9 protein-coding genes are annotated in these 16421 nt (G+C 61.2%); 2 read left to right on the top strand and 7 right to left on the bottom strand.

Features of this window, described 5'->3' with window-relative positions; all coding sequences use genetic code 11:
- Positions 1-84 precede the first annotated feature (84 nt).
- On the top strand, positions 85-1269 hold the full coding sequence (locus KF708C_RS16585; protein ID WP_231586517.1) for a hypothetical protein: 1185 nt from the start codon (positions 85-87) through the stop codon (positions 1267-1269).
- 658 nt (positions 1270-1927) lie between these two features.
- On the opposite strand, the gene KF708C_RS34640 is transcribed toward KF708C_RS16585, so the two are convergent.
- Positions 1928-3556 carry an alginate O-acetyltransferase AlgX-related protein gene (locus KF708C_RS34640; RefSeq protein WP_082079609.1) on the bottom strand — a complete coding sequence of 543 codons (1629 nt, stop codon included), beginning with the start codon at positions 3554-3556 and terminating at the stop codon, positions 1928-1930.
- A complete protein-coding gene (locus KF708C_RS34635; RefSeq protein WP_197090376.1) occupies positions 3557-4822 on the bottom strand; it encodes an MBOAT family O-acyltransferase in 1266 nt (421 codons plus the stop codon).
- A gap of 531 nt (positions 4823-5353) precedes the next feature.
- On the opposite strand from KF708C_RS34635, the gene KF708C_RS16575 reads away from it, so the two are divergent.
- On the top strand, positions 5354-5575 hold the full coding sequence (locus KF708C_RS16575; protein WP_059412668.1) for a hypothetical protein: 222 nt from the start codon (positions 5354-5356) through the stop codon (positions 5573-5575).
- A gap of 252 nt (positions 5576-5827) precedes the next feature.
- On the opposite strand, the gene KF708C_RS16570 is transcribed toward KF708C_RS16575, so the two are convergent.
- The 5 genes from KF708C_RS16570 to KF708C_RS16550 all read right to left on the bottom strand — a co-directional run bounded on the left by KF708C_RS16570 (position 5828) and on the right by KF708C_RS16550 (position 16382).
- Positions 5828-13699, bottom strand: coding sequence for an LPD38 domain-containing protein (locus KF708C_RS16570; protein WP_059412667.1), 7872 nt, complete (start codon positions 13697-13699; stop codon positions 5828-5830).
- Positions 13700-13711: 12 nt separating this feature from the next.
- Positions 13712-14746: a hypothetical protein gene (locus KF708C_RS16565; protein WP_156173862.1), complete on the bottom strand. Its 1035-nt coding sequence runs from the start codon at positions 14744-14746 to the stop codon at positions 13712-13714.
- Between the two features lie 9 nt (positions 14747-14755).
- Positions 14756-15367 carry a hypothetical protein gene (locus KF708C_RS16560; RefSeq protein ID WP_156173861.1) on the bottom strand — a complete coding sequence of 204 codons (612 nt, stop codon included), beginning with the start codon at positions 15365-15367 and terminating at the stop codon, positions 14756-14758.
- A gap of 92 nt (positions 15368-15459) precedes the next feature.
- Positions 15460-15825 (bottom strand): cupin domain-containing protein, encoded by a 366-nt coding sequence (locus KF708C_RS16555; RefSeq protein ID WP_059412664.1) that lies wholly within the window; start codon positions 15823-15825, stop codon positions 15460-15462.
- Positions 15822-16382 (bottom strand): aspartyl/asparaginyl beta-hydroxylase domain-containing protein, encoded by a 561-nt coding sequence (locus KF708C_RS16550; protein ID WP_059412663.1) that lies wholly within the window; start codon positions 16380-16382, stop codon positions 15822-15824. The genes KF708C_RS16555 and KF708C_RS16550 overlap by 4 nt, the downstream gene beginning before the upstream one ends.
- Positions 16383-16421: the final 39 nt, after the last annotated feature.

The following is a 16421-nucleotide window of genomic DNA, read 5'->3' as shown; positions in this document are numbered from 1 at the left end:
TAGCCATTGCCTCACTGTGTTGATGGATTCTAGTAAGCCGGCGCGCAACCGGCGCATTTCCATCCATCGATTCAAAGAGACACCATGTCGGAAGCCAGATCGCCGGAAAGCACGCTTGCCCTGCCACCCTCCGCCATCGCCCTGTGGCAATGGCTGCGCCGGCACTGGAGGCGGATGGCGATCTTCGCCCCGGCCGTGGCGTTCCTCCTGTTCTCGGTCCTCTACCTGGCCAGCGCAAGCTACAAGAGCGACGGCTTTCTGCGGGCCAGCCGGAAGCTGGCGGAATACAACGCCCAGCGCGCCGCGTTCGCCGACAAAAGCGCCCTGCAGCGCTTTCTCCTCAGTGAAAAACTGGAGGCCGATGCCAACGGCAGCTACCTGACCCACTCCCTGCAGGAAGATTTTCTCCGCAAGCACGTCACGCCCGTGCTGCCCTACTCCAAGGCGGAGCTCGGCTACCTCAACAACACCAAGACCCCGCTCGACCCCGACATCCTCGGCTTCCACATCTCCATTGCCGCCACCTCGCCCGCCGACGCGGCGGCCAGGGTGGAAATCCTCGGCGACTTCCTCAAGGACACGATGCTGCGCCAGGAACTGACCGAAATCGTCCACACCAAGGCCGCCGAATTCAAGTCCCAGAAGCAGCAGATCGACAACCAGATCATTGCCAAGCGAATCGAGCTCCGACAGGAAACCGAGCGGTTGAAGTCCCTCAAGGTCATCGCCGGCCGATACCCCGGCGCCGACCGGCTGGCGTCCCGGCAACTGCTCTCGTCCGATGCCGCCAGCTCGAAATACCTGTCGCCCGTGGCGCAACTCGTCGGCGCGGAATCCGCCATCGCCGACCTGCGCATGCAGCTCGCCTCGCTCGAGCGGGACGCCGCCCAGAACGCACTGCGCGAAACCTTCTTCGCGCGCGCGGAAGCCCTGGCCACCCCGCCCAGGTCAGGCAAGGCGATGCTGGCCGGCTACCTGGCGCTGCAAAAAGACGTGTTCGACGGCACCGACCTGAAAGACGACGACATCCGCGAAGTCTTCAACGACGTCGGCCTGATTGCCGAAGAGCTCCGCACCCGGCACCTCGTCAACGCGCATTTCGCCTCCGGACCAACCCTGCCCGACCGGCGCGCCGGCCCGGGGATGCCGGCGATGGCGGTGTTTTCGCTGCTCGGCGGATGCGTGATTGTGGCGGTGGTGCTGTTCGGGCTGGATTTCGTCAGGCGGGCGAACGGGAAGGATGCTGCCCTGGCGCCGGCAATTGGGTAGCCGGCGCCGTGGGAGGGGTGCGGGAAGGTGGCGATCACAACTCCAAGCACTCGACGAAGTCACACCTTGTCACGGTGCTACAGCCCTGCCACGCGGGACGATGTGTAACATCCCGAAGACCGCTGGCCTGTCGGCTGGTGATTCCGCACTCAGAAATGCGGCTCGCGGGTCAGTCGGAAAGCAATAGAAAGGAGTATCGACATGGTATTTCCCATCGCAATCCATAAGGATGATGAGAGCGTCTATGGAGTGACCGTTCCGGATGTCCAAACTGTTACTACTATGGCGACACCATCGAGGATGCCATTCGCCATTGCGGACCTGTGGTGCGCGGCCAGACGAGGTGGTGTCATTCACGATGCCCACGCTCAATGCGGACGCGCACCCGCTGATGAAGAGTTTCCACAAATCCGGGGATGAAAGCGTGGTGTGGGGATCCTGCCCCGCGCGGAATGGGACGACTGGCTGTCATGCTGGGATCCGGGGCTGGTGCGCAGCTTCCTGCAATTGCATCCCAGTAATACAATGGCGGCGGAAGCAGCGCCTGTGTCAATGCATGTATTGGTGACTCAGTCCTGAAGCATGTCCTTCTAGCCCATCTCTGCCGCGACCAGTTGGTCGCGGCATGGAAAGGTCGGCCAGCAGCCGATGTGATCAGCTACAGCCCAGCGTCAGCACGTAAGCGCTTTTCAAGTGCCCGTGCGTCCATCAAGGCGTATCGCCCGTTCTGCCCCGCTAGTAGCTTGATACTTCCCCCTCTGGCTACCGTTTCAAGTACGTCGGCAGGAAGAAAGAAGGTGAATCCGGACCGGCTTAGGGCCGGAGCCTGGAAATGCTCCGCTACGTCCATCCGATCCTTGGTCAGGGGAACGGCCATGGCCGCCACGTCATCGACAGTGACAAGGATGTGATCAGCACCCTGCTTGCTCGCTGGGAAGCCAGCCCAGCCGTCGATCACATAACCACCGATTGCACCATTGGCACTCTCGACCACACCGCCTGAGTCTTCGATGCGATGGGTTGCAGCATTTAGCGTTAGGTACATGCCTTGCTTATCGCTGCTGACTCGCGCGCCGCTCTTCATCAATTCATGCAGTCGAATGTGCTGCTGCTCAGCTTCGGCCGTGTATCCACGTACAGCCTCGTCGTTGAGCTTGGCCAGCGCACCGCCGAACTGTGCCTGCGGCGGAGTTCGGAAAAACCGCTCGACCCGCTCCTCGATGACGACATCTGGCTTTTCCTGCAGCACCATTCGGACAAATACGTCATCGTCAGGGTTATCCCAGATGTATACGACCCGCTCAAAGAGCGGAGACATGAAGGGCATGATCTGCTGCATGTACGAATCGTGAAACACTAGGGCCGTCCCCTTACCTCCTTCACACGTAACCGTAAGCATGCGCAGTGTTGTAGCAGAAGGAAGACCAAGCGGAGGTTGCCCTGCTCTCAGACTCCTGCATTTTGGTAGCCGTGAAGCAACGACTGTCTCATCGACTTCGACAGTTGGCATACGAGCGATGCTGGCGAGGTCCCTCTTATGTGCGGCACCACGCCGACCAAAATCAGTTCCCTGAAACTTGATAGCCCGGCGCTCGAAATCAGTCCCCAAAGAACGAACGATTCCCTCGAAGCCAACATAGGCGCCGAAGCTCTTCCAATGTGTGTCCGTCTGAAAGTACAGCCTATCGCCGAACCCTGATCTTGCGCGACGCAAATCTGGGGCAAGATCGACAAAATACTGCAAGCCCAAATTCCGCACCACATCCGCCCGCGGGTGACCACTAAATTTGATGTTCTCAGGCAGGTAATCGGGGTAGACGGTGTGTTTATCAGGAGCAAGAACAAATCGATATTCCACTCCGCTAGATGCGAGCCACCGCCCCTTTTCCAGGGTGCTGATCTTCCATTTTTCGATGTCCCCAAGACCAAAAGGGTCATTACCCAATATATCTGGAAGAGATTTATCGCCAGCAAAGAACAACCAACCATTCTTCCCTATAATAACATCTTTCGATCCTGTCGCGCCAAAAACTGAATTTACAATTTCAGCATTGAGGTCTAAAAATAAATTGCGCAGACCAAAATTATCATTGATGTATCCTTCAAATCGTTTCGGAAACGAAGTAAGAGACTTCTTGGATATCTCAATTGAAGGAAATCCAGTGAGAACTCGGTTCTCCGATGTCCCATCAGCCGGCTTGAAGGTCAGTGCAAGTGGAATTGCCAGCAGGCTCACAAATAGTAGCGCAGTAAGTCTGTTGATATTTTTTATGTTATCCACTTTCACTTAGAACCTGAAATAGATGAACGGATTGTAGGTGCTGGTCGCGAGCTGCGAAATGCATAAAACCACAGTCCCAATAGAAATAAAGGAGCTGATCGCTATTGTAGAGCCCTTTCTTCCAAGATTTCCAATAGTGCGTACATACGGAGGAAATGGCTCCGCCGCATGACTTGGATAAATTCGTGTCGCCCAATCTCGACAAAGCACTGTCGCAACTGGGGTTGCCAGGATTACACCTGCCACCAATGTCCAGATCACTCGTGCATCGACAGCGGCCAGCACCTGAGGAGAGAAGCCACTGCCGGACCCCAAGCCGAGCATGGCGCCAACATAGGCGATGGCTTGCGGCAAGTCTGCCGCACGAAACAGAACCCAACCAACCATGACCATCAGAATGGCATAGGCGCTTCCGACTATGCCAGGAAGCCTGTCCAACAGTGCGCCAAATCGTCCACGCTCAAACACTAACAGCATCCCATGAAAAGCACCCCAGAGAACAAAGTTCCAACTTGCACCGTGCCAAAGACCACATAGAAGGAAAACGATAAACAAATTGACCTTCACGTGGACAGGCGACGCTCGATTACCTCCCAGAGGAATATACAGATAGTCTCGAAACCACGTAGACAAAGATAGGTGCCAACGCCTCCAAAACTCTCGAATCGACCGCGCGATGTAAGGATAGTTGAAATTCTCCGTCAACTCGAACCCGAACATGCGAGCAAGGCCAATAGCCATGTCCGAGTAACCCGAGAAATCGAAATAAATCTGCAGCGTATAGCACGCAATTCCGAGCCACGCCATTGGTGCAGATAGAGAATTTTCCGGTGCCGCGAAAATCTGGTCAGCAACATTCCCAAGAATATTTGCAATCAGGACTTTCTTCCCGAGGCCGAATGAAAATCGCTCAACCCCAGAGCAAAAACGATCGAGGGTATTTGTTCGTTCGGCAATTTGCCTCGCTATATCGTGATATCGAATGATCGGCCCTGCGACCAACTGGGGAAACAAGGATATATAAACACCCATATCAAGAGGATTCTTTAGTGGCGCCGCCTCTTTTCGATAAATATCTACGATGTATGATATTGCGTGAAAAGTGAAAAAAGAAATCCCAACAGGAAGCGGAACTTGTTGGCCCGCGAACCTAATACCAAAAGCAGGCTCCAGAATATTGTTCGCCGAAGAAAGTAGAAAGTAGGCGTACTTATAGTGAGCAAGGACAACCAAATTGACAAAAACACCTACAGCCAAGATAATTCTTGACACGCGATCGTCTTTTCTCCTTCCTAGTTCCAGTCCTATGATCCAATTAAAAAAAATGGATCCGATCATTAGAAGGACATATACTGGCTCCCCCCATGCATAGAAGATCAAACTAGCAATAAGCAGGAGAATATTCCGGCAACTCCGAGCCAATACGTAATACAAGGCCAGTACGATCGGGAGAAAAACAAAAAGAAACAATGGGGAGCTAAATACCAATGGAACCTCTTTTAATTGTTAGACGTGTCGGGCAGGTTAGCCCCCGCGATCTGACTCCGGCAGCAAACAGAGCGGTCGTATTGTATCAAGTTAGAAATAGAAATAACGTGATCTTATAGGCACAATTTGACAGGCGAGCAGTCTATTAGCGCCTGATCTTGACTAGTGCTGCGCGTAAGCCAAGGAAGCACTACCTCTGCTTCGTCTGGATCAACGCGTCGTAGGAGCGCTCGCAGGCGAAGCCGGCGACCCGGCAGCGTCAAAGACTGCAGCCGGACTTCTCACCCTTTCGCCACGCACTGCGGAATACGCAAGATGCACTGGCTCAACTTCCTGACCAGCGATATATTCCACCGCGTCATCCTTTGGCCGCTTAGCATACAAACTGATGTGCACGAACACGCTACCTCAAGCGAAGTCTGGTCCTTGTTCATCGTCCCCGCCAAGGACATGAAGGTGCGGGGCTTCCTGCGCGATAAGGGCCGACCATTAGGCCAAGTCTTCACGCCATCTGACTACGGCATCGCCGGCAAGTGAGGTTTTGTGCGTAATTTCAAGGGAAAGAGGAGACCACACGGCAGGCCGCAAACCTTATGAAATGTGGGTTGTGACCGATATTGTTGCCGTGTAGCTTTTTGAATTTGGTGCGAGGGAGGGGACTCTCATTTCATTTAAAATCAGATAGATATGGGAGTTTGGTGCGGAAATGGTGTAACCATTATTGACTGCTCGCCGGTCTGGAATAGACTCGCACACCCAGCCGCACCATTGTACCGCCCGCCCTCCGACCTACTTTGACTTGATACTCTTCTCCAGATCGATGATCGACTCCATGACCGCGGTCGTCTGCTTGTCGACTGCATCCATCGCAGCTGTCCGGTCTGCCTCTTTCATGCCGGGAGCCTGCTCGATCTGATCCTTGGTTTTGCGCAGTTTGCTGATCGCCTGCTGGGACTTGTCGATAGCCTTCGCCAGCTGCAACTCTGGATGCTTGGTCAGGTAGCTGGCGGCGTCGCCTCCATCCTTGATGCGGCCAGAAAACTCGTTGCGCTTCTCGTTGACATCGCGCACCACATTCCAGTACCGGCCAGCGGTATCGGCGTCGCCCTCGAAGTCGCCATAAAAGCGGCCGATGATCGGCTTCTTGTACTCGGGCACATCCTTTCCCTTTACCATCAGCTCGGTCGTCTGGTAGACCTTGTTCACCTCTCGGCCGAGTCCGCCGGTGACGGTGCCGAAGATGTAGTCAAGCTGATCGGGGGTAGGAGACACCAGCCCGGGGGTATAGGCAGTTCCACCCGTGGCCCAGTTCGCGCCGTAGGCGATGCCCTTCGATACCGTGCTGGCCGTGTCCTTGGCGCGCTGGAAGCCGGGCTTCGGGCGCATGGCGTTCTGGTCTTCCTTGAAAATCGCCTTCCCGGTGAAGTCCTTGTTCTCGGCCAGGGCGACAATGGGGTCGGCGACCGTCGGCGCTAGGATCTGCGCGAAGGTGCCGGAGCCCAGTGGGTTGGCGTTGTCCAGCAGTACGCCCAGCAGGTCGGGCAACTGCTTGCGCCACTTCTCGCCACCGGTCCTGACAGCCTCCGTCAGGATGCGGCCGATGTTCGGCAGCACGTTGAAGCCCAGCGGCATCGGGATCATCGCGTAGGACTTGCCCATCGGGATGATGAAATTGCGCTGCTTCGTGAATTCCGGAATGGCGTCCCAGTCGTCCTCATCCATCGCGGCCGCGGCGACCAGAGCCTGGATGACGCCGAACAATACGCCGCCGACGATGATCGCCTTGCCGTGGCGTGTGCGCGGGTCCAGCGTTTCCATCATCCGGGCGGTGCCCTGCACTGCCGCGTTGAAGAAGGCGTACAGCGAGCCAAGCTCCCGGCCCATGCGCCCGCGCCGATTGAAGTTGACCGTCAGGTTCTTCGCAACGCTGCCCGCGCGCTCCTCGCTCAGGCCCTTGTCGAGAGCCGCCTTGAAGGCAGTAAGCCGGATCGCATTTTCGATTGCCGTGTTGTAGTGGTCTAGCCAGTTCAGCGTGTAGTCGAGCATCTTGCGCGGTGCACCGCGATCCAGGGAATCGATTTCCTTCTGCAGGGACTCGGCCTTGTCCTTGCCCGTGCGGAAGATCTCCCGGTACCCTGTGGTGCCGCCAGCGAGTTGAAGCTGCTCGTACAGTTTGGCCCACGGGCTCGCGTTGTTGTCGTGCCGCTCCACCTGCCAGATGGCCCGCATGGCGGCCGGCGCATTGAGCAATACGAAAGAGCGCTTGTCGGAGATGGGTGTCGTGGTCAGATTGAGCGCAGCTCCCTGGACATCGCGCACCGCATTGAGCAAACCGAAGACCGGGTTGTACTGCGTGTTGATGGCCGCCAGGTAGCGCGTGGTCCGGGCAACTGCGCCCATGATTTCGCCAAAAGGCTGCACGTCCAGGTTCTTGAGCGAGGATGCAATGCGCATCGCGCGCGGGTCCTTCTCATTGAAGGCAATCGAACGATCTTCGCCCCGCACGCGCAGCACGATGACGTTATCCCGGCTCAGGTAGGACGGGTCGGGGATCTTGATGACCTTGCCGGTCGTCGGATGAATCTTCTGCACCGTGGGCGGCTTGTCCGTGGTCCAGAATCCCGGATTGACGTTGGTCACGGCCAGGCCGTAGAGCGCCAGTGTGACGCGGTTCTTCTCGCCGCGGGTAATCGCCGCCTCTCGCGCCAGTGCGACGTTCGCCAGGATGTCGGCCACCCTGCGGCCGGAGCCCATTGCCCGCTTGCTGGCCGATCCCTTGATGGAGAAGCCCTGCCCGATTGGCGTGATGCCGTCCATGTCCTCACGCTTGAGCGGCACGTAGTGCTTGTACGTGCCGGACCATGCATTGATGGTCTCCGGGTTCTCCAGCCCATATTGAATCAGCACCTGTTGCGTGCCGGCATTCATGGCGTCGACGCGCGCGGCCAGCGCCTTTAGATCGGCTAGTTTGGCCTTGTCCATGCCCTTGATGATGACCTCGCCGGCGGAGTCCTTCACGTCGGCGCCAGCGAAATAGCTGGCCGCCTGCCGGTCGGTCAGGCCGGAGCCGCCATCCGGGAAGTCGGGGTTGATGCTGGCGATCTGGGCATTGCGCTCACGGGCGTGGCGAGCCCACAGGAAGGCCTCCAGTTCCTCCATGCTGATCTTGCGCACACGCAAGTCCTCGATGAGGGGACGCAGTTCGCGCTGGAGAAATTGGGCGGTGCGTGCCGCGACACGCCCGTGGTAGGACTCTTCCTTCTGGTAGGCATCGAACGATTCCGGGATGCTCCCAACCTGCTCGCGAATGGCGGTCTGCACACGCCTCAGATCGATCTGCCTATCCTGCAGTTCGTAGATAAGGCGATCCATCCGAGTCGGGTCAGGCGCTTGCCAGCGCGCGCCGGCCGAGCGGCTGAAGAGAGGGCCTAGATCCCCAGCTACCAGTTGACCCGACTGTCGTAAAGCTCGTGCCAGTAATCCGGATTTTTGGCTGATCGTTGCGCGTGCCAGGCTTGCGAGCACAACGCTTGCCGCAACCGTTCGGCTCCCCGCGCGCGCCGCACCACTTCCTCGGGGGGCAAGCGCCGGGAGATCGCCTCGAGCCACTTCGACGTTGCCGTCAAAGAATTTAGCTCGGTCAAAATCGTATCGGACATTGCGCAGTTCGGGGTTAAGGTGGTGGAGGGTATCGGTAAAGTTCTTTGCGAGTGCGGCCAACTTGTCCGCGTCGCTGCCCCTCCATTCTAGCGGAGGAATGCCCTGGTCCGGCAAGCCTTTGATCTGCTCTGGCGCCGGCTGGAAATGTTCGGTGGTACCGAAGCGCAGCGCCGAGCCAAGCATGTGATAGGTCCGGCGCACGATGGCGGCCGGGCTCAGGCCCGCAGGGTCGCCGATGAACCGCTTGCGCGCGTTCAGAGCGTAGTTGGCGACAGCCTGGTAGATGGCATCGCCACCGCTACCGGGGTCCAGCCGGCTCACATCAAGCCACACATCGCGGCCGCGCTCGAAGACGTAGGCATCCTGGTCGTTGCTGGTGCGCACGAGCGTGCGGCGCTCCGCACCGGATTCATCGCGCTCGTCCTCGCGCGTTGCATCGCCCACGACCTTGATCGTAGGGTCAATATCCGCCAAGACTCCATCCAGGGTATGGGCGCCACTCGGTGGCCACTTGAACAGCTCGTCATGGGCCGCAAGTTCCGTCATCACCTCGGTGGCGAAGCGATAGTCATCGGCCGCCGCAGAATCCTTCCGCGAGAGCGCCATCGCTCCGCGGTCGGCGAGAACATGCGTCTTCCCCTTGCCGGTCACGCCGAACACTGCCGCGCGCGCGCCGCGCAGCAGCGCGAACGTCTCCGCCTCGCCCTTGCCCTCCAGCCAGTCGGCAACGGCTTGCAGGCCGATCTTTCGCAGGCCGGCCTGCAGAGCCGCGAGCAGCTTGCGCACCGGGCCCGCCACCGGCACGGTTGCTGCCATATCCGCCAGCGCCTCCTCGACCGAGAGGAGTTCCGCGTTGCTGCGCGCCTCCGCGGCGGACTGGCCGGCAGCCATGTTCATCTCGATGGTGCTGTCGCCGTAGTCGTCAAACCACGCGCGGGCGGCCGCGGCAATCTTCGGATTCGCGCGACGGATGCGCCCCATCATCTCGGCATACTGCTCGCCTGGCAGGATGGCCCGCATGCCCTTGTGGCCATAGACCTCGTGGAAAACGACCTCCTGCGCGCGCTCGAGGCTAGGCAGGTTGTCGGAGATCAGGTAGACCTTATCGGACTTGGGCAGGTAGAAGCCCTGGGCACGACCATCCTCGCCGGCGGCGCGAAGGTTCGCAGCCAGGTGCGCAGGAAGATCATCGACCGACTGGACGATCTCGACGCCGCCTTTGGGGCCGTTCGTCCACTGTTTGATGATGGGAGCGAACTTGGCGCGCAGATTGTCCGCGGCCATCCGTCCAGGGCGGGCGGTTCGCTTGAGAATCGGCGAGTCTTCTGGCTTGCCTCCCCTCGCTACCGGGCCTGCCTCCGCGCGCGCGATGCGCGCCTGCTTCTCGGTCTTGGGCTTGTCCTTAGCGTAATTCCTCTGTCCCTCCGCCTTTCGCCTTAGATCCTCGCTCATGGCTTCGGCGCGTGCGCCGTTCCGCTCCTCGAGCCCCTTTGCGAGATCCTCGGCCAGCAGACCAACCTTCTCCGTATCCCCTTCGGCACGCGCCCTCTCGCTTTCCCGCAGAAGTGCGGCATATGCTCGCTCAGCCTTCAGTTGCCTCTCGGTCTTGGGCTTCTGCCGCTCGACCGCCGATGTTGCGGGCGTCTCGACTTTCCTTGCTTGCGCACGCGCCGCACTGGCCTGTTTCTCCGTCTTCGGCTTACCCACCTTGGGATTCAGGGGCTTGGTGGTGTCGCCTTCCTTGAGCCAGGATTTGAATTGATCCATGCTCATGGACGTGATGGCGCCGGCGCCCTTCCAGCCCTGCTCGTAGTTGGCGAGATACCCTGCGCGCGCCGCTGTCAGCGACGAAAATCCGAGCAGCACCTTGTGCTCATCAAACTTGCCGGTGCGCGGGTCGATCTGGTCGACGACGAACACCTTGCCGCTCTCGGGCTTGGGTCCGATGAACACGTCCACATGGTCGCCGTCGGCACCCTCGGTGCGCTTCAAGTACCCATAGTGGTTCGCCATCTCCACCGACCATGCTTTCCCGCCGGCATCGGTGCCGCTGCGCGTCGAGCCACGCGGGTTCTCGATGGTGATGTCGAGTCCGTGGAGCGTGGTGTGCCCCATCTTGTAGTTGCCGGCCTGCTTCTGTGCATCAGTCGGCTGCGGCAGGTCGTTCTGCGGCGACATGGCAGCCTCGTGCGCGGCAGCGTCCAGAACGGCAGCTGGAGCATGCTGCTCGATCACCGATCGTACTCCGCGCTCATTTGGCGCAGTGACGATGCCATCGTGCTCCATCTGCGCCAGCATGCCAGCGGCGGTGCTGTAATCCGTATGCAGGTTGTGCTGAATGACAGCTACGCTCGGGCTCCGCGATTTACGAACGACATCCACGGCTTGCGCATAGCGGTCGCTCAGTGCCGACTGTCCGTCGGTGGCTCCGTCTGCACTAGAAACAACGTCAGCACCAGCGACTCCAGCCGTAGCGGCACTGGCTCGTCCGTCGTCACCGCCTTGTACAGGTCCGGCACGTCCCGCGGCAAGATCAACTCCCACTCCTGCATCCGGCGCAACGCCTCGTGGATCGACAGGCTCGGCCGGCACAGCACTCGCGCTTCCATTCGGCTCTCCACGGGCGGCCTCGGCCGCGAGAATGGCGTCAGACATCGCGGCGATGTCGGGGGATTCCGCTGCCTGTGGCGTCGCGGCTGGCGCTGTCGGCATTGCTGCCTCAGTGGCCTGCGGCGGCGCGGTATCGGTGGCGACAGATTCAGCCGACGCCGGCACGGCTCCAACGTCAGCCTGAGCGGGCTGGGCCGGAGCAGCGGGTGTCGATGCTTCCGCCGGCAGAAGATCGGTCGTATCCATGCCAGCTTCCGCTGCCATCTCTCGCACCACCTGCTCGGCCGCAGCGGTGCTGGCGTGTTTCGGCCGCGCCGGCGGTTGGAAGAAGGTGGCGGCCTTGCTCACCGCCTGCTCGCGTGCGCGCTCAGCATCGAGTTCCTGGCTCGTCTGCGTCGGTGCCCCCTGGAGATGGCGCACGCCGGCAGATACGCCGGTCGTACCCCCCATCATCAAGCCACCCTGCATCACGGTCTGGGCCAGCGTGTCGCCGGCCTGCTGCAGGTACTGCGCCAGCCCGGCCTCCAGGTTCGTGCCGATGCCCGGCACCTTGTCGGTCAGGAACTGGCCGAGCGTGGTCAACTGCTCGCCCGGGATCTCGCGCAGCATGCCGCGGGCGAGCACGGTGGCAATGTCCTGCGTCGGTGCGCCCCTGGTGGCCAGCTTCAGCGCCTGCATCGTCTGGCCGAGCCCGAATTTTTCGCCGATGACTTCGAAGGCACCGTAGATGCCGGCGCGCGCCGCCGCCTGCCCGCCATCCAGCCCCTGCGCGCGGCCGCTTCCGTACTCCTGGCCGAACGTCTGGGTGAACATCGCGGCGAGCGGCAGGGCTTCGGTACCCGTGGCCATACCGGCCAGCAGAGCCGGCAACTGCTGCGCGATCGAGGACACGGCACCCTCGAAATTGCGCTGGAGCCCGTCTCCCCGCTCGCCAATGGCGGCAGTCGTCCGCTGCGCATCGGTCACGCCCTGCCGCGCGATGTCAGCGAATTCCTGATTGCCGGTGGCGTCGAATAGGGCCTGCGCCAGCCCGAGCGATCCTTGGCGGTAGCCTTCGTACCCTTTCACGGCGGCGCGAATCACCGGGTTGGAGAATACGGGGTCCTTGTTGAAGCGCCCCTGCGTCTCGAAGTCGAAGTTGCTCGGGCCGGCCGTCCCCAGTTCCGTGCCAGGAATCTGCCCGGCGGCTGCGCCATAGCGCGCGAAGTTCTCCGCGACCTTGGGGTCGGCGCCGGCAGCGGTCAAGCGCGCGGCCCGCGCCTCAGCGCGCGTATCGAATTTACCGGCCGTCTCTCCGGTCGGCGCCGCCGCGAACTGCCCGGCGCGTTCGCGCGCGAGCTGACCGACCACGCCTTCGGCCTGCACCATCTGCTGGCGCTGCTCCGGGGTAGCGGCATCGAATGCGCGGCCCACCTCTGCACGGAAGGCGGGGGTGACAGGTGCCAGCGATGCCCCGGGCGAGGCAGGAACAGGGCTCGCACCAGCCACGCCGATCTTGCTTGCCTCCGGGCCGGCTACGGCCAAAATCTCCGCCGCACCAGTCCCTGCCGGATCGCCACCCGCTGCCCCGCCGCTCGGCAGCACCGCATTCAAGCCGCTGTTGATCGCGCCGACAGCGCGGTCGAGCAACCCCGGCTTGGCTGCCGCGGGCGCGCCGGCGCCCTCGATCTGGGTAGCGCGCTGTAGGAAGGCCTCACGCTGACTGTCTCGCTCGGCAGGCGCCAGATGCGGCGCCACATAGCGATCAAAGTAGGCGTCGCGCGCCTGCGTCTTCTGGGAGTCGTCGAGCCCGGCCCACTGCGGCTTGGCGATGAAGTCACGGTACTTGGGCGCCTTGCTGATGTCCGGCGCTGGCTCGGCCGCCTTCGCCTCCGAAGCCACCGCGCCACCCACGCGCGCCACCAGATCGCGGACGTAGGACGAGACGGTCTTGCCGCTGCCGTCCTTCTTGTCAACTTTGTAAGGGGTATCGCCGCTCGGGTTGACGTTCCCCTCGCCGGAGAAGTAGCCCACAGCTAGGCGCGCCGGATCGACGCCGAACTGATCGGACATGCGCTTGAGGTAGCGGACGCCGACGCGGAAGTTGTCTTCGGGGTTGTCGATGCGCTCGCCGGGCTTAGCGATACGCTTGAAGGTGTCGGGCGTGACCTGCATGCCGCCCTCGGCGCCATCGATACTGCGCACGGCGTTCGTGCCGCCCGTCGACTCCTGGCCGTAGATGCCCAGCGCCGTCGGTTTGATATTGTCCGCACCCTCCTCCGCGATGATGCGGTCGATGGTGGCGCTATCCAGCGGCGTCGTCTTGCTGCCCGCGCGCGGGGACCCCGCTTTGCCTTGCGCTCCAGTCGGTAAGTTCGTGAGGGAGAGACTACCGAAATCCTGGAGCGCCATGAGTTTTACCCGCTATTCAAAGAGTGATTGCACCTTCGGGTCGAGTGTATTGGCGGGGTTGGAATTCGAGGCTGCCCCACGGCTACCACCGTTCAGGCGGTCGTACATGCCGCCGAAGATGCCTTCCTGCTCGCGGATCCTGTCTTCGCCCATGCCGGGCAGCATGGAGCCCTTCATCATGTCCGCGATGAATTCAGCCTTGCTCTTGCCGCGCGCCGTGCGCATCTTGCTGAATGCGTCCGTGGGGTTCTTCGCAATACCTGAATCGACCATGTATTTCATGGTGGCCACCTCGGCCGGGTCGCGGTTGACCCCTTCTTTGTTCGCCTCCGGCGAGGTGAAGACCGGCGTTGCATTGCCACGCGCATCGGTCTTGACGAGGCTCTTGCCGACCACCTTGTAATCGTATTTCGTGCCCATCTGGCGGATGCGGTCCATGTCGGCCGCGCCAAGGGCAACGATGGGCTTGCCGCCGGACAGGATGGCGATCTTCTGCTGGCCATCCGGACCGTTGACCATACGAACGTCATCCGCCAGTGGGCCAGGCAGATCGCCCAGCGCACCAGCCTTCACGATGGAGTTGAAGTAGTCCAGCACCTGGCTCGGCGCGCCGGTGTCGATCACGTCGACCAGCTTGTGCATCGCCATCGTCTGCGCTGCCTGGTTGGTGATGGCGCCCTCGATGCGCTGCTGACGCAGTTTCTGGCCGAACGTCGCATAGTCCTGGTCGGTCTGCTGGCCCTGCATGTCGACCTGCTTGAGGGCCGTCTCTTGCTGGCGCGGCAGCGTCTCCTGCTGGAAGCCGAGTTGCGCGCTGGCCAAGTCTGCACGCTTCGGCACAAGACCCAGCTCCGCCGTGCTCTGCGCCGTGCTGAGTTGGTTTGCAGCGGTTCGCGCCGCTGCGGCATCGCCTAGCCCTGCTTGATTCGCGTCCATCTGGGCGGTGCCGTAGTCGCGCTGGCGGTCCTGGTAGTTCTCCGCCTTGATCTGGCGGTCGCGTGCCTGGTATCCACCATAGGCCGCAAGGCCAAGTCCGAGTTTCGACATGGAACCCCCTTAGAGCCCGAAGGACAGCGGCAAATTGCTGCCCGCCGAATAGTTGCCGCTGGCAAAGCCATAGCCAGAAGACGAGCCGCCGAACGTACCGCCACCCAACCCCGGCGAGTTGGCGCTGTTCCATGCCGACGACAGGCCGCCGATGATGTCCCGGGTCGCGCCGCCCAGGCCGGCCGCTTCATTCATGCTCCGGTTGTATGCGGTGTTTGCTTGGTTGGCGCTCTGCTGCGACACGGCAGCAAGCCCCGTCGCCGCCTGGGCCGGCAACCCCTTCCCGAGGCTCAGCATGTCGGACTTGCGAGCCCATGCGGTGTCTTGCACCTGCTTGCGAGCACCGTTCTGGGCGACGGCATCGGCTGCCGCTTGATCACGGTCCAGTCCGGCCACGCTCGACGCATACGCAGCCGAAGTGGGGTCGAGTCCTGGCGTGCGGGTCAGCCGATCACGAGCCTTGCCATACGACTGCGCGACGGTGCCCGACGCCTCTCCGGCCGCCCGCTCGTATTGAGCCGGGGAGTCGTAATTCTGGGCCGCGCTGACCATTGAATCTTCCAGTGGCGCATAGACGGTCTTGTACCGATCCCACTGATCCTTGGCGATTTGCGCCTGCATGCGTGTCGCTTCCGACGAGGCAGCATTCGCCGCTCCGGCCCCGCCATCGTCCGCCATCGCGCCAGTCACCAGCGCCCCACCCACAGCAGCAGCTACTCCCCACGGCACGATTCATCTCCTTGGATCAGCACCCGGTCCACCTTGTCCGGATCGGTTTCATTGGTCGCATGGATACAGAACCACGTCACATCCTCGATGGCGGTAATGGAGTGGTTGACGCCCGCCTCGATCTCGATGCAGGCCGGCGCATGGAACAGCCTGCTGCGCCCGTCCGTGGCCACGACCGCCGATCCCGCGGCGAGGATGCTCAGGTGGCTGTAGGCATGCTTGTGCGAGATGGCCATGTGCCCCTTGGGCAGGTGCATCTGCTTGGCGTACACCCCATTCGAGAAGTGGTGGACTGTGCGCAGGTCGGTCTGGTCGCGTTTCGCGAGTTCGCGCATCATGCCTTCGATCATCGGTCGCGCCTCGTGCAAACGATCAGGGTGATACGGTCATCGTCGCCGTCGTTCCATACCTCGTGATCGACGGTGTTGTCGAACCAGAACACGTCGCCGGCCTGCATGCTTACCGTCTCGTCCTCGACACGGTTGAAGCACGCGGGATTCGATTGCAGCACCACGTAGAGCTTCGTATTGAAGTGCTCGACGTGCCAGCCGTGGTCAACATGCGGCTCGATGCGGCCGCCGGGCGGGATCTTCGTGATCAACACGCCACCGAGCTGTACCGCCTCGACGCGCGCCATCAGCCCGAAGATGATCGGGCGTAGCTGCGGCAACGCATCGTAGGCCGGATACCAGATCGGGTAATGGGGGTCGTTGAAGTGCGTCAAGTCGCCATCGGCAAACTTCCTGATGTCGTTGTACCGCACCCAGATGTCCGACATGGCCGCATGCGGCGTCGCCGGCGCGATCTTCCTCGGCGTGAATTGGTCCCACAGTTCCGGATGCTGCTTGATCGCGAGCAGGAGCGGAGCGACATCGAGGCCGGCATGGATTTGCTGGAAGTGCTTCATGGGCTGGCTGGTTTAGGCGATACCTGATCCTAGCCCCCG

It is taken from the genome of Cupriavidus basilensis, assembly GCF_000876015.1.
In the GTDB taxonomy this organism is placed as follows: domain Bacteria; phylum Pseudomonadota; class Gammaproteobacteria; order Burkholderiales; family Burkholderiaceae; genus Cupriavidus; species Cupriavidus basilensis_B.
This window is presented reverse-complemented; position numbering and strand designations above follow the sequence as displayed.

Excerpts from the sequence above, each read along its gene's own strand:
- KF708C_RS16585 (WP_231586517.1), top strand. The coding sequence starts at position 85 with ATGTCGGAAGCCAGATCGCCGGAAAGCACGCTTGCCCTGCCACCCTCC.
- KF708C_RS16575 (WP_059412668.1), top strand. The coding sequence starts at position 5,354 with ATGCACTGGCTCAACTTCCTGACCAGCGATATATTCCACCGCGTCATC.
- KF708C_RS16570 (WP_059412667.1), bottom strand. The coding sequence starts at position 13,699 with ATGGCGCTCCAGGATTTCGGTAGTCTCTCCCTCACGAACTTACCGACT.
- KF708C_RS16565 (WP_156173862.1), bottom strand. The coding sequence starts at position 14,746 with ATGTCGAAACTCGGACTTGGCCTTGCGGCCTATGGTGGATACCAGGCA.
- KF708C_RS16560 (WP_156173861.1), bottom strand. The coding sequence starts at position 15,367 with ATGCAGGCGCAAATCGCCAAGGATCAGTGGGATCGGTACAAGACCGTC.
- KF708C_RS16555 (WP_059412664.1), bottom strand. The coding sequence starts at position 15,825 with ATGATCGAAGGCATGATGCGCGAACTCGCGAAACGCGACCAGACCGAC.
- KF708C_RS16550 (WP_059412663.1), bottom strand. The coding sequence starts at position 16,382 with ATGAAGCACTTCCAGCAAATCCATGCCGGCCTCGATGTCGCTCCGCTC.